The sequence below is a fragment of the Carboxylicivirga mesophila genome (assembly GCF_018271975.1).
GTDB lineage: Bacteria > Bacteroidota > Bacteroidia > Bacteroidales > Marinilabiliaceae > Carboxylicivirga > Carboxylicivirga mesophila.
The window spans coordinates 20,088-34,781 of sequence record NZ_JAGUCN010000022.1 but is presented as its reverse complement, the minus strand read 5'-3'; the positions used below and the strand labels follow the sequence as shown (position 1 = coordinate 34,781).

Annotated in this window: 8 protein-coding genes; 2 read left to right on the top strand and 6 right to left on the bottom strand. The window is 39.9% G+C overall.

Features of this window, described 5'->3' with window-relative positions; genetic code table 11:
• Position 1: 1 nt before the first annotated feature.
• The 3 genes from KEM09_RS16990 to KEM09_RS16980 all read right to left on the bottom strand — a co-directional run bounded on the left by KEM09_RS16990 (position 2) and on the right by KEM09_RS16980 (position 7,016).
• A complete protein-coding gene (locus KEM09_RS16990) occupies positions 2 to 1,255 on the bottom strand; it encodes a hypothetical protein (RefSeq protein ID WP_212230105.1) in 1,254 nt (417 codons plus the stop codon).
• A gap of 340 nt (positions 1,256 to 1,595) precedes the next feature.
• Entirely contained in the window at positions 1,596 to 5,429 is a 3,834-nt protein-coding gene (locus KEM09_RS16985; protein WP_212230103.1) for a hybrid sensor histidine kinase/response regulator transcription factor, read from the bottom strand.
• A 39-nt stretch (positions 5,430 to 5,468) separates the two neighbouring features.
• On the bottom strand, positions 5,469 to 7,016 hold the full coding sequence (locus tag KEM09_RS16980; protein WP_212230101.1) for a sulfatase family protein: 1,548 nt from the start codon (positions 7,014 to 7,016) through the stop codon (positions 5,469 to 5,471).
• A gap of 215 nt (positions 7,017 to 7,231) precedes the next feature.
• On the opposite strand from KEM09_RS16980, the gene KEM09_RS16975 reads away from it, so the two are divergent.
• Positions 7,232 to 8,137, top strand: coding sequence for a carboxylesterase family protein (locus tag KEM09_RS16975; RefSeq protein ID WP_212230099.1), 906 nt, complete (start codon positions 7,232 to 7,234; stop codon positions 8,135 to 8,137).
• Between the two features lie 29 nt (positions 8,138 to 8,166).
• Positions 8,167 to 9,744, top strand: coding sequence for a sulfatase family protein (locus tag KEM09_RS16970; RefSeq protein WP_212230098.1), 1,578 nt, complete (start codon positions 8,167 to 8,169; stop codon positions 9,742 to 9,744).
• A 403-nt stretch (positions 9,745 to 10,147) separates the two neighbouring features.
• On the opposite strand, the gene KEM09_RS16965 is transcribed toward KEM09_RS16970, so the two are convergent.
• Genes KEM09_RS16965 through KEM09_RS16955 form a run of 3 tightly spaced genes read right to left on the bottom strand, consistent with a single transcriptional unit; the run spans position 10,148 to position 14,319 of the window.
• Entirely contained in the window at positions 10,148 to 11,629 is a 1,482-nt protein-coding gene (locus tag KEM09_RS16965) for a sulfatase family protein (RefSeq protein ID WP_212230096.1), read from the bottom strand.
• A gap of 12 nt (positions 11,630 to 11,641) precedes the next feature.
• A complete protein-coding gene (locus KEM09_RS16960) occupies positions 11,642 to 13,276 on the bottom strand; it encodes a sodium:solute symporter (protein WP_212230093.1) in 1,635 nt (544 codons plus the stop codon).
• Positions 13,277 to 13,305: 29 nt separating this feature from the next.
• Positions 13,306 to 14,319: a glycoside hydrolase family 130 protein gene (locus KEM09_RS16955; protein ID WP_212230090.1), complete on the bottom strand. Its 1,014-nt coding sequence runs from the start codon at positions 14,317 to 14,319 to the stop codon at positions 13,306 to 13,308.
• Positions 14,320 to 14,694 lie beyond the last annotated feature (375 nt).

Below are 14,694 nucleotides of genomic sequence, written 5' to 3'. Positions count from 1 at the left end.
TCTATTTTAATGCATTAAAATTCAAAGCCGCTTCCTTAAATATTGCCAAGGATGGTACATGGTTATGCTCTTTATAATACCTTTTGACAAATCGCTGACTTTCTTTATAGAACTTATTATGAGTGTACCAAATTTGCTGTTTCTTACCCTCGTCATCAATCATCCAGTAGCCCACTTGTTCGCCAGTTTCCTTCTTTATTTCGTTGTTATACATTTCCCAGAACAAAATAAATGGAGACTCCCACTCTAAGCCTGCTTTAATCACCCATTTAGCACGCTCATCCTGCACATCTTCGCCATGACTCATAAATGGGCTGCCATATTCGCCTATCCAAACTCGCTTACCTTCAGGGAGTCCTTCTTTTGCAGGCAAATACGATTCAATGTAATCCAAAGCTGTTTTAAGCTTCGTGTTCAACTCAGCTTCTGTTTTAGGCGGGTTGGTTACATCGTAAGTTGAATAGGATACATAATCAGGATTGACCTCTTTTAACACAGAGTTGGTAAGCACTTTATCATTCAAATCGATGCCACGTTGAACCAAATTCACCTCCATGTAATGGTATATTTCTACATTTTGGTATTCCGTATCACGCTTGGCATCATCAATGGCTTTTTGACGTATTTTAAACCACTTTTTGATACCTTCCAAGGTAGCTTCATCTGCTGGCTTTGTACGGTCGTAGTCCCAACGCAAGTGCCAGTCACCTTCCCAGTTACCCAGGTAAAATACCTTACCGGAGTTGTTAAACTCCTTCAGCATGTATGTTGTTAAATCGTATAATTCATCATACAATGCCTCAGCATAGCAATCTTCATAGCCACCAATGAACTTAACTTGCGTGGTGTCGTTTTTCTGCCCAACAGGTTCGGGTAAATATTGCGAAAAGCCATACACCCAAATGTGGTAATATTTAAAATCCATGTTCAACACTTCTTTAACCGATGGCTCCAGCTGTGCCAGTTTTGTTAAAGAAGTGATCTCTTTATTCTCGGGTAAACCATAATTCTCAGTACAATAACGAGGATGCATCGAGAACTTAAGCAAGTTGGAGCCCATGTCTTTTATCTGTCGTGCCGTTTCCACCAACATGGATTCTTCGGTGAATTTGTATTTCGACCCAACTGTTTGTGTGCCGATCATATAATTATAATCGTTAATCACTTTTTGAGAAACGTCATCTTTTTTTTGTCCGGCCAATGCCCAGGCACTCACCAGTATGACCAACGCGATGACAAAATAGATAATCTTCATATTACTCGTTTTTCTTTATAGTTATTGACAATTTCATTTTTAGAAGTACATATTCACATTCATCCATTGATTACGCGATGATGTACTTTCACGATTGCAATATGAAAAACAATAAGAAAACAAGGGTTTGAATGCTGTGCAGATAGGTTGAATCTCCAACCGAGCAAGATAAGACACTAATTCACTTGCACTTATCAAATTTAAACATGCTATAAATTATACATGTAACATTAAGTTTGTTATCCACTAATATCCTTTTTACACAAAATATAGACTCATAAAAAATGCGGATAAAACAAAAGTCCTCCGCATTCATATTTTAAACTTCAGTAGTTGACTATCAACCCTGACTTTCCATAAACTCTTTGGGTGTTTTACCATGGAATTTTTTGAAAACCGTGCTAAAATATTTGGGATCATGAAAGCCCGATTCGTAGGCAATATCAGCAATGCGCATATTCTTACCCGATTTAAACAACTCTACGGCATGGTTAAGTTTGATCTTAATCATCAGGTCAGATGGTGTCATACCGGTTAAGCCTTTTAACTTGCGAAAGAGGTTTGAACGACTTAAGCCCAATTGCTCACAAAGCACATCAATGGTAAAATCACGGTCCGTCATATTCTCTTTGATGAGCTGAACCGCATTGGACAAGAACTCTTCATCGGGTGACGCATGCGTTGCTTTCTTTTCTTCACCAGACTGCTCAACCTGCCCGAGGGCCTGCCGTGTACGCAACAGGTTATTAATGGTGGCTTTTAACACTTCAATGCTAAAGGGCTTCTCCACGTAGGCATCGGCACCCACTTCCAATCCCTCCACCTTATCGTCAACACCAATTAAGGCCGTAATCATCACCACAGGGATATGACTTGTTTTAAAATTACTTTTTATCACCTGGCACAATTCTTTGCCATTCATTTGTGGCATCATCACATCGGTAATGATGAGATCAGGATTTTTCTCAACCGCTAACACCAAGCCCTCTTTTCCGTTGGGTGCCTCAATAATCCGATAGTTCTTAGCCAACTCCGATTTGATGGTTGCCCTTAAATCATCGTTATCTTCCACCAGCAATACGAGTTTATTCTCACCAATGATATCAGCTACTTTCTGTCCTTCATCAACATGGCTCTCTTCCAGCATGATTTCATCACTAACAAAATGCTGCGAACCCATGGGCAGTTCAACTGAAAATGTGGACCCTATGTTTTCTTTACTTTCCAGACAAATCGTTCCATGGTGCAACTCAACAATGCGCTTGGCCAGCATTAAACCGATGCCTGTACCGGCTATACCTTTTAAGCGTACGTTTTCACCACGTGAGAACCTGGAAAAAATCTGCTTCTGCTGCTTTTCGGGCACGCCTAATCCATTATCGATAAAATCAATCCTGAGCTTTCCATCTAACAAATGGGTTTTCACCTTAATATGCCCACCTTCTTCACCGTACTTAATGGCATTGGATATTAGATTATTAAACACACGACTAATTTTTACTTTGTCGACCCATAGGTTGACTTCATGAGATGACACCTCGATATCCATTGATTGTTTTTCCAGTAGGGGTTGAAAATCACGACTTATGGAGTAAAGTAGTTTACCCAAGTCAACCTTCTGCACCTTTAGTTTTAACTTCTGACGTTCGGCTTTTTGGAACTCCAGAAGCTGAGAAACATATTCATTAAGACTACCGGCGTTACGCATAATTAACTCAATGGCGTCCTTACTCTTCTCATCTTTCGGCAACTGCTCAACCAGTAGCTGAATTAATGATATGGGCGTACGAATATCATGCGCCACATTCACAAAAAACTGTATTTTCTCATCACTAAAGCGTTGTTTCTGCCTGGCCTGGTTGGTCATAATAACAAGTATTAACAAACCTAATATCACGAAGACATAAACCACAAAAGCCCACCACCTTAACCATAATGGATTTAAAATCTTAATATCCAATCGGTATTGCGAATCGAGGTATTTACCATCGGGAGAAATGGCCTTTACAATCAATTGATAAGTACCAGGCCGAATTTTTCGATAGCTGGCTCTTCGTTTATCCGATGAAACAATCGCTTGCTCATCATAACCTACCAGCTGCCACTCAAAACTGCTTTTACGCGGCCCATGCAATTCCACCACTTCAAAAGTAAATGCCAGTGAATTTTGATTATAGCTTAACTCCAACTCATCGAGATAATTCACATCTTTCAATACTGTTAATGTGTCAGGACTTAAACCGTTAATTAAAAATTCCGACACTCGTAGTTTGCCCCTATTGTTATATTCCCTCACGCTATCGGGGTGAAAAATAACGGCTCCATCAGGACCTCCAAATGCCAGTTCTCCATTCTTCAATTTGGCAGATGCTCCAAAACCAAATTCGTTAGCTACAATACCATCCTTTACATCGTAATGCCTAAAGTGTTTTTTATTCATGTCGAGCTTCCAGAGCCCTGTGCTGGCTGCCAGCCATAGATTATTGGAATTATCATCCAACAAAGAGTATACGATTCCAAGTTGCTTATTGCTTTCTGGATTTAATTGCTCAACGTCATTAGATTGTAAATCATAGACAAATAAACCTTTATCAGTGCCAATCCACAAATTATGTTTGTCATCGTAAAATAATCCATATACATTAGTAAGTACATTATTCGCTATTTCAGTTGAATATGTCAATCTTCGATGACTACCATTACGCTTATTTAACTCAAATACACCATTCATGCCACCAACGTATATGGTCTCATCTTTTCCCTTGACAAAATACTTGGCACTTCCGACCGGATAGGTTTGATGCAGTCTACCACCAACAAAACACATAACCGGGCCATCGGTCCCCCCTATCCAGACCTCATCATCGTCAACAAAAGTGGTAAATACCAATTTATGAGGCGGTTTTTCAATTAATTTCCTAGAATCTGATAAGCCTTTGAGTGGATCAAACTCAATGATTCCTTCACCATATGTTCCCAACAACAGATGCCTATGGTACCCTGAGATAGACAACACCGGAATATCTGATAACTGATTGAATCGATTAAAGGTAGACCATTCACCGCTTGGTGACAAACAACTTAATCCATCTTCTGTACCAAACCAAATATTACCATAATTATCCTCACAGATTGAGCGCACACTGTTGTTGTGCAAACTATTCTTCTCATTTAAAATGTGTGCTATATTCTTAAATGGTTTATTACTATTGTAAAGTATATCAATCCCGGTTTCTCCTGAGGCCAGCCAATAGGTATTAAACTCATCGATGTAAATATCATGAATACTATTTTGCCGAATGCTATTTGTATTATCCGGATCATGCGCAAGTTGCTGTTTGACCTTATGTGATTTATCCATAATAAATAAACCTAACCTGTCTACAGCAACAACTGCCTCTCCTTGTTTATTAAAGGCAATACTTCTAACGGTATTATACCTGTCAGCCGATCTAAATAAATCCGGGTGATGTAACTTGTCCGTCTCATCAATAATGAACAAGCCATCATTTTCAGTACCTACCCAAAGCTGATTGCTCTCATCAATATCAAAGTGAATAATATCCATCTTCTCCAAATAGACTTTACTCTTTGTAAGTTGTCCATTATTAAAATGGAAGATATGAATACCTTTCGATGTAGCTAAATAAATCTTCCCATCTTTTACTTTAAGGTGACGGTTGTACGTTAACTCAGGAAAAATCACTTCGCTAAATTGATTTGAATTGATATCGAACACCAACAAACCATTGAGCATGCCAATAACCATAAGGTTGTCATCTACCAGACAAGCAGAAATAAACTCATGTTCATAGGCTTCACCAAGGGTTAAAAAATCGTCATATTCATATTGGTACTTATAAATACTACCGCCAGTGCTTATTACAAAAAGCTCACCTTCATGATTGATGAGCTCAATAACCCTGTTACCCCATTTGTTTTTCTTTTGATTAAAGCTATAGTTGCGAACTTCATACCCGGAGTGGCGGTTCAGACCATTTGATGTAGCAATCCACATATAACCCAGTGAATCCACTTCAAAGTCATTGACATAACCATTACTTAAGCCATCTTCAACACCAAGATGTTTGATTTCATAAGCGTGCGATGCATGGCTCAAAAAAAATAATACAAAAAGCAAAACTGTGTAACACTTCCCAACGACTGCTTTCATTCTTCACTTCTTTAGTTTTCTCAATGACAAAAATAAACATTATTCGTTTAGCTGAAGTTGATATAGTTGTGTATGCCCCTTAGTTGCACCACTTCGATTCTTATGGCGCTTCCACCTCAACTGTTCAGCGCGTTGAATGGCTTTCCGATCCTCTTCCTGCATCCACTGATTCAAGGCATTCAGATTATCACGCACCTTAAAAGCCGATAGGACATAATCATTGGTAGCCTGCATCTGACTTTCCAACTCTTGTCTTAGTTTTTCGGCAATATCCTTGCATGCCGGGTCATCAATCAGGTTATGTAAGGCATCCGGATCCTTCTCATAATCGTAGAGTTCCTCAACACTGCGATACACCCAATGCTCGTAGCGTTCTTTCACCTCTTGGTTGGAAGTGGCTTGTGCTTTCATATATTTATGGCTGGCATAAGCATCGGCCGAACACTTAAACGGATATTTACCCGTTGCCCAGGCATTAAATACATAGCCATATTTTTTTGTCAATACGGTTCGTGAAGGCCGTGGTACACCACCTGCATTCTCATCAAATTGTGCAAACACATATTCAGAGCTACTCAAGTCTTTTCTTTTCATGGCCTTGTAAAACGATTGTCCTTCCATACCTGATGGCGGCTTAACACCAATCATATCCAATACCGTCGGCATAAAGTCAATGGCAGAAATCATATTATCCGTATTGACGGCACCTGCCTCAACCTCGCCGGGCCAGGCCACAATCCATTGGGTTCGGATACCATTGGGATAAACTGATGACTTGGCAAACGGTAAGGGCATACCATGGTCCGATACAAAAATCACAATGGTATTCTCATGATAGGGGCTCTTCTTCAGCACCTCAAGAATGGCACCCACGCAATCATCTCCACGTTTCACCGAGTTGTAGTAATTAAGCACCTCTTGTTTTACTTTTGGCGCATCCGGTAAAAAAGCCGGTACATCCACCTCATCGACAGAGAACACTTTTGAGGGTACAAAAGCATCAAATCCTTGCTTTTTCGATTTGGCATCGTTGAAAAAAGGCTTGTGCGGGTCGGCCACGTTCACCACACAATAAAAAGCTTGCTTTTCTTGCTCTACTGTGGAAAGAAATTCCTCCAATTGCTGACCATATGAAATGGCGGAGCGTTTCTCGGCGCCTTTAAAATCGATCTTAACATCCCAATACTTTTCAAAATCGGGACTCAAACTACTATCTGCTGATTTGTTGATGACCCCGGTAATATATCCACTCTCTTTTAATACCTCGGGCAGGGTTTTAAAACCAGCTTCCACATAAAAGAAACCACGCATACCGCTTTGATGTGGGTAACGGCTGGTTTGAAACACACTGCGCGATGGTGAACAATTGGAAGCCTGTACATAGGCCTGTTCAAAACGCATTCCTTCCTCAGCCAGGCGGTCAATATGAGGTGTTATTTCTGGTATCTGGCATCCATAAGCCCCAATGGAGTTCCAGTTCATATCATCGACAGTGATGAATAAGACATTGGGTTTGTTTTTTGATGATGCGAACATCATTAAACCAAATGCGCATAATAAGAGGGTTATAAAATAGATCCGTTGCATATTTCAATTTTTGCCAATAAAATTACTACGTACTTCCAAAAGCTTTGTTTATAAGGTATTCATAAAGGTGTAAATACTGGTCATTTCCCATGTCAAACACTACTATTAATACAAGTGCTAATTGTAAGCAAACCTAATTGACAGGAATACAAACCTCAATAAGCTTATGCTACTTTATTTTGCATGCATCGATTCACTTTTGAAAAAAATCCATTATGAAGTATGTAACGATTATTTTAACCTGCCTGGGACTATCTTTACTTTTTACACTTAACGCCTGCGATAAGGATTCAAACAAAGCAATTGAAGAAGAAAAAGAGTTACCTGCAGAATCGCCTGACAATAATAACAAAGATAAGGTAGCTGATTATTCAGATATTGAAAGCCTGCCTGCAGATACCGGTGGCGAACAGCTAGCCTACCTCAAAGGCACTACAGCAGCCAGTTATGGCTATTATGCCTATACACCTTCTGCATACCACCAGGGAACAGAAGAATACCCATTGATTATTTCTTTGCATGGTGCCGGAAAGCGAGGTGATGGCACTGATTTAGATGATTTGAAGAAGGTGCTTTGGCTAGGACCAGGTAACCTGATAAAGAAAGGTGAGTGGAATCCTACGTATCCGGCCATTGTGGTAGCTCCCTTAACAGCCACCAACTGGGATGCCAAGAAAGTACATGCCTTTATTCAATACCTGATGGACACATACCGGGTTAATAAGCAACGCATTTATTTAACCGGCAACAGCATGGGTGGATTCGGCACCTGGAACTACATTCAGGAATATGGAGACCAAGCACTTGTAGCCGCCATCATACCTATCTGCGGAAAAGGAAATCCTGATTTAGCTCATCAGTTTACTAACATTCCAGTTTGGGCATTCCATGGGATTGATGATAACACAGTGGATGTGTATGGAAGTATTGACATGGTTAAGGCCATTAAAGCTTTGGAAGTGGATTTGACTTACACACCTAAATTAACGCTTTACCCTGGTGTAGGCCATGATTGCTGGACCATGACTTACGATGGCTCCGGCATGGGACAAGGTAACCCCAATTTTGATGCTTTTGACATGAGCATTTACGATTGGCTGTTCAGGTATAAGAAGGAATAAACGTCTATTAATATTTTAATTATAAATCTATGAACAAAACATTTAAATATGGTTTTGCAGGGCTAATCCTGATTATTCTGGGAGCTGCTTGTAATCCCTCAAAGCGGAAAAAAGCGGAAAAGCACCCCAATGTATTGGTGATTATGTGCGATCAGCTGAATTACGAAGCCTTGAGTTGCTATGGCGGCCCTGTGCCAACGCCCAATATCGATCGCATTGCCAAAGAAGGCGTACGATTTACGAGAGCCTATAGCACAACTCCTTTTTGCTCCCCTTCTCGAGCCTCTATTGTAAGCGGACTTTATCCTCACCAGCATGGTGTAGCCCATAACCTAGGGTTCAAGCAAAAAGAAGGCATCACCATCAAGGATGAGACAACTGGTAAATTATTGAATAAAAAGGGGTATAAAACCCACCAATTTGGAAAGTGGCACATTGAGAGCGATTCCATAAATTATTTGCCTTACTATACCGACCAGTACGACTATGGCTACCAGTACAAAAAAGAAATGGAAGACAAGGGCATTACCGTTCGTAAAGATGATGGTAAGGATTGGATGAATTTTTACAATCAGTTTTGGCCGGTAGAAGTGAGTCCTTATATGAAGGAGAAGAGAAACTATCTTGAGTCATTGTGGGCGGATCATAGTAATAAAGACTTTCCTATTAAAATGGGTCGATTGAGATTAGAACAAGAGGACTGGATCGACGATAAGTTAGCTAGCCTGACGGTTGATAGAATTCGAAGAGCTACATCCAGTAACGATCCGTTTATGATTACGACCTCTTTCATTTGGCCTCACGACCCTAACTTTGTCCCGGATCCTTACTATGACATGTTTAATCCCGATTCGTTACAGATGCCTGCAAGTCAATTTCCGGATAAGAAGTTTGATAAGTCATGGTCACGAAGAATGGTAAAAGGCTATGGAGACGAAGGCCTTAAAGAGTTTATGCGTATCTATTATGGTGCTGTCAAATACCTCGACGACAGGGTAGGTAAGATATTGGCGGAACTGGAGAAACAAGGTGTGATGGATGAAACCCTTATCATCTTCACCTCCGATCATGGCGATATGATGGGAGGCCACGGCATGGTATGGAAGGTGAATGAATCATTTTACGAAGAACAGGCGGCTGTCCCTTTTATTATCCGTTACCCTAAGCTCCTAAAAGCTGCTGTTTCAGACATACCCGTGAGCCTTGTTGATATGAAACCAACCATTCTATCGGTGACGGAAACAGCATTTGAACAAGAAGTGGCAGGCGTCGATCTTATTCCTTTCCTCACGGGAGAAAAGGCTCGATCATTGGCACCTAAATACTCATTTTGTGAGCGCATTAAACCTAACCCCAATGGTAGTCGTGAAGTGCTGGAAGATGCCAAAGGGTCGTTTATGATTCGTAATGAACAATATAAGTTAATCATCTACCATGATGGGGATCGCTTCTTTTATGATTTAAAAAATAATCCGAATGAAACGGAAAACATGGTTAATGACAGCGCTTACAAGGAACAAGTCCTGGAGTTGGAAAACGCCATGCAAAACTGGTTAGAAGATACTGGGTGGAAAGGTCAGAAAGTGAAGTACATGTACCGAACATAGTTAGATAAACCACTAAATATCAAAGTCAGGCTGCAAACAGTCTGACTTTTTTTATGTCTTTTAAAGAATCTGGCTTATGTTATTTGGTAATTAGAAGATATCCATAACACAAATATTTCTCACAAAGTGCGCAAAGCTATATAGTCGCGAAGAACGAAAAACACACAAAAAAAGCATTCTATATTTTGCGACCTTTGCGTAATTCTTAGCGGTCTTAGCGTGAACCTTATTTTTCAGATACCAATACTTATCTGTCCATTCTATGGTTTTAACAGGAAGATAAAATGCGATTAACAGGTCCTCTCAATTGAAAAAAAAGCCTCTATCATCAATAATGACAGAGGCCTAATACAAACTTACAAATCCACTTTTACGCTCAACTCAAGTCGCTTAAATATTATCATTAATGCTTCTTTTTCTTTTTGGGTGCTACCTGGCGCAGCCACCAGTCGCGGTCAGGGTTATAGTTGCATTGCACTTTTAGTCGCTCAATCTCCTGACGTAACTGAGCTTCCACTTCGGCATACTCAGGCATTCCAATCAGGTTATTCATCTCTCCCGGATCGTTTTCCAAGTCATACAGTTCATCAATATCATGGTCTAAGAAACAATCCACTAACTTATACTTATCGGTTCGTACAGCCAACATATCAGGTCCGGCGTATGGATATTCATCATCCACATAATACTGGAATAACATGGACTGGCGCCAGGCATCATCCTTTTGATGTTTCAATAGTTCTACCATTGATTCACCCTGCATATAATCCGGCTGTTCAACACCTGCTAACTCAAGTATGGTAGGTGCCATATCCACATTAAGGCACAGCTCATTAATTTTTAACTCCGGCTGAATCAATTTTGGATAACGAATCAGCATTGGAATTCGCATGGAAGCCTCATAGGCAATACGTTTATCCCAGTAGCCATGCTCTCCCATAAAATAACCATTATCGCTGCTATAGATGATAACCGTATTCTCTAATTCACCTAATTCCTCAAGGGTAGCCAATACTTTACCCAACGATTCATCCACGGCCTTTAAAGTTTTGAGTAAGCGCATAAACTTATCACCTTTCACCGGCCATTTTTTAATCGGCAGTGAATCAACAGGCACATATCCTTTCCACTTGGCATCGGCTGCTTTAATGCGCTGCCACTCCGGTTTACCGGCAAAAGTCTCGTTGAGCATGCCATGTGGCGGCTCAGGCAGTTTCTCATCCGCATACAAATTATCGTGACGAGGTGCCGGCGAATGATCCTCATGCACCGCTTTATGCCACAGGTTCAAACTGAAGGGTTTATTTTTATCACGCTTTTCTTTTAACCAGGTAATGGCTTTGTCAGTCAGGATATCGGTCATGTATCCCTTCTCCTGGTATTCACGACCATTATCATTTACCTGTGGATCAAAATAATCGCCTTGTCCGTTAAAGCTGAACCAATAATCAAAACCCGGACGGATATGTTCAGCTCCTTTTTTATGTGCCATGTGAATTTTACCCACATGAGCCGTTTGGTATCCGGCATCCTGTAGTAATTGCGTGTACGGCTTAAATCGATTCCAATCCGGATCAACATGGCGGTTATTTTGGTTCACCCCATGAATATGTGCATACGTTCCGGTTAAAAAACTGGCACGCGAAGGCGAACAAATAGATTGCGTACAAAAATAATTTTCGAACAACACCCCTTCTTTGGCCAAGCGATCCATATTGGGTGTTTGTAAAAACGGATAGCGTTCATTCACACCTAACGCATCATATGGTTGGTCATCTACCAATACAAACAAGAAGTTGGGTTGTATATTTTCCTTCTTTTTTTTTGCCTGGCAAGAAGTAAAAACCATTACTACCAGTGATACCAATATTATATTTCTAATCATTTTATCTTGTGTTTAAAAAAACATAAAGTACATCGTGAAACAGGCAATTACGAGTAGCAGTGACAATACCCTGAAGTTCTTGTACAATACTACATTTTTCAACTCTTCCGACTCTTGTTTCCAAATGTCCAAGGTCCATGTATTTTGCTTCACCTTGTCTTCATCTGGCAAGTGCGTTGCTAAACTCACAATAACATTAACTATTACACTTAATACCAAAATGATTGGCGCTAATAATAAGAAATGAAGTTGTATTTCCATACCCAGCACATATTTGCTAATCATGATAATGGCTGCCAATAACAAACCTGACATCAAACCAAAGAAAGCCCCTTTTTCATTAGAACGTTTCCAGAATAAGCCTAAGAAAAACGTACCTACAATCGGTGGTGCCAGATATGAGGTCACCTCCTGGTAATAAGCTACTAAGGAATCAAATTGCTGAATGATGGGTGCCCAGAAAACAGCAAACACCAATACTAAAAATGAGGTAATCCGCCCCACCCATACTAACTTCTTTCCATCTGCATTGGGATGAAAGCGTTTATAGAAGTCCATGGTGAACAGTGTCGAAACAGAACTCAGTGTCGCACTTAAGGTGGATGTTAATGCCGAAATCATGGCTGCCAGAATAATACCAATTAAGCCAACCGGCAATAACTTTACTATCATACGCGGATAAACCTGGTCGGTATTAATGCCAAAGCCTGACTTTAAGGCACTACCATCTATCATTTCAAATGGCAGGTTTTCCACTCCAAACAAATTGATACCACGAGCAATTAATCCTGGCAATATGAAAATAAACAGGGTAAAAAGGTACAGAAATCCAACAAACAACACGCCTTTTCGGCCATGGTCAATGGTCTTAGCCGATAAAACCCGCTGCACCATCACCTGGTTATTACCCCAAAAATAGAAGCCTAAAATGGGTATACCTATCCACATGCCTAGCCAAGGCACGGTTGGGTCACTCATGGGGCGGGTTAACTTTAACCATACGCCTTCATTGAAAAGGGTATATAATTCTTCCCATCCGCCTATTGAATCGAGTGCGAAGAAATACAGTATAGCCGATCCTACAATTAAAACTGCTGCCTGAATCATATCGGCGTTTATGGCCGATGACAATCCACCAATAATTGTATAACTACCAGCTACAGCTGCCATAATAACAATAATGGTGAACAACTCTAAATCTGGAAAAATCAACTTGATAATTAAGGCTCCTGTATATAGCGTTGCTGCCGCATCCAAAAATACATTTCCAAAAATGGTGATGAATGAAAAGTAATATCTCGACTTCTTATCGAATCGTCTCTCCAGAAATTCCGGCATGGTAAAAATCCCTGATTTTATATAAAAGGGAAGAAAGAACAGCCCAAAGAACACCATTACCAACACGGAGATCCAGTTATAGTTGAATACGGCTATCCCACTAATAAATCCTTCGCCTGAATGTCCCATTAATGTGGAACTTGATACACTGGCTGCAAATAAGGAAAGACCTATCACCGGCCAGGTCATGCTTCTTCCGGCTAGGAAGTATGAGTCAGAATCTGAACTCTTCCCATTCTTCAAAGCCCACCATATGATGCCGACTAAAAAGATAACTAGGATGCTAATATCTATTGCACTAATATTCATAATATTGAAACTTTTTATGTGGATAACTCCTACTTCGTATTGTCTTTTATGAATTGTACCAACTCATGAATATTAGCTGTAGCAGCACAACACCACTGATCTGAAGCTCCATAGTAAACATACAAGGTATCATCAACGATCACATTTCCTGTTGGGAAAACGACACCCCATTTATATAAGCCGTTTTTCTCAATATCTGTTTCAGGTTCCAGAATAAAATCCTGAGTACGATACAGTATTTTAGTTGGATCTTCCAAATCTAACAGACAGGCTCCTAATCGGTAAGTAAAATCCTTATCCACACCATGGTAAAGCATCAACCAGCCTTCATCTGTCCTAAGAGGTGGTGTGTTACCACCTACTTTCGGCTCCCACCACTCTTCACCTTTCAGCAATAATTTACTTTCCACATTCCACGACATCATATCATCTGATGATTTAATCCAAATAGCAGGGGCATCAGTTCCATATTCTTCACCTACATAATTTTTTGGACGGTGAAGCATGTAAAATTTACCATTTATCTTTTCCGGAAATATAATAACGTCACGGTCATCTAAACTAGGCTCTGTCAAACGGCCCACTTTTTTGAAATTAACCAGGTCTTTTGAGATGGCTAGTGCTGTATTTCCCACATTCTCGCGTAAACACTTTGGTGCGAACTCACTTAACTTAGGCGCTTCTATCTGGTCGTATTCATTCTTCCAATACTGTCCCGGAGGATAGGGGCGAAATGCATAAGTCATATAATACTCGTCGCCAAACTTAACGACCCTTGGATCTTCAACAGAACCTGCATCATAACCATTAGGATCTGGCGTTAAAACAGGTTTATCCTGAACACGCTTGAAGTTAAAACCATCCTTACTTGTTGCTAACCCAATATGTATATGATGTTCCTTATCGTCACCTGCAGCTCTGTACAATAAATAAAATGTTCCATCTTCATACCAGACAGCAGGGTTAGTTGCAACTAAACTTTCCCACTCATTATCCGGATTAGGTGATAAAATTGGATTTCCTTCAAATTTCTTCAGCTTCATCGTTATCTTCTTTAATTGTTATTTTTCCTATAGCTGTTTGGAGACATTATCCCAAACTGATAAGCCAAATATATTGGTCATTAAAGAAGATGTGGTTTTATAACTGGTCAAGGAGTTTCAAATGTTGTTCACCTATCTTTATATAATTACTAATGTGACATATAGATATGTGCATTTTTAATAATTAATCTTTTTCATTGCTATAATTACTTAATCATACTATCAATTTCCTGAATAAACAATCCCTGTATTTCATTCCAGAATTATTAACTTCTTTTTATAATACTAAAAATAGGAGCTGAACTTAAACCAACTCCTATTAATATAATTAAAATCCACTAACATCCTGAAAGATAATATTTTAATATATGGTGC

Coding starts and splice junctions, on each gene's coding strand:
- KEM09_RS16990 (WP_212230105.1), bottom strand. CDS start 1,255: ATGAAGATTATCTATTTTGTCATCGCGTTGGTCATACTGGTGAGTGCC.
- KEM09_RS16955 (WP_212230090.1), bottom strand. CDS start 14,319: ATGAAGCTGAAGAAATTTGAAGGAAATCCAATTTTATCACCTAATCCG.
- KEM09_RS16965 (WP_212230096.1), bottom strand. CDS start 11,629: ATGATTAGAAATATAATATTGGTATCACTGGTAGTAATGGTTTTTACT.
- KEM09_RS16975 (WP_212230099.1), top strand. CDS start 7,232: ATGAAGTATGTAACGATTATTTTAACCTGCCTGGGACTATCTTTACTT.
- KEM09_RS16970 (WP_212230098.1), top strand. CDS start 8,167: ATGAACAAAACATTTAAATATGGTTTTGCAGGGCTAATCCTGATTATT.
- KEM09_RS16985 (WP_212230103.1), bottom strand. CDS start 5,429: ATGAAAGCAGTCGTTGGGAAGTGTTACACAGTTTTGCTTTTTGTATTA.
- KEM09_RS16980 (WP_212230101.1), bottom strand. CDS start 7,016: ATGCAACGGATCTATTTTATAACCCTCTTATTATGCGCATTTGGTTTA.
- KEM09_RS16960 (WP_212230093.1), bottom strand. CDS start 13,276: ATGAATATTAGTGCAATAGATATTAGCATCCTAGTTATCTTTTTAGTC.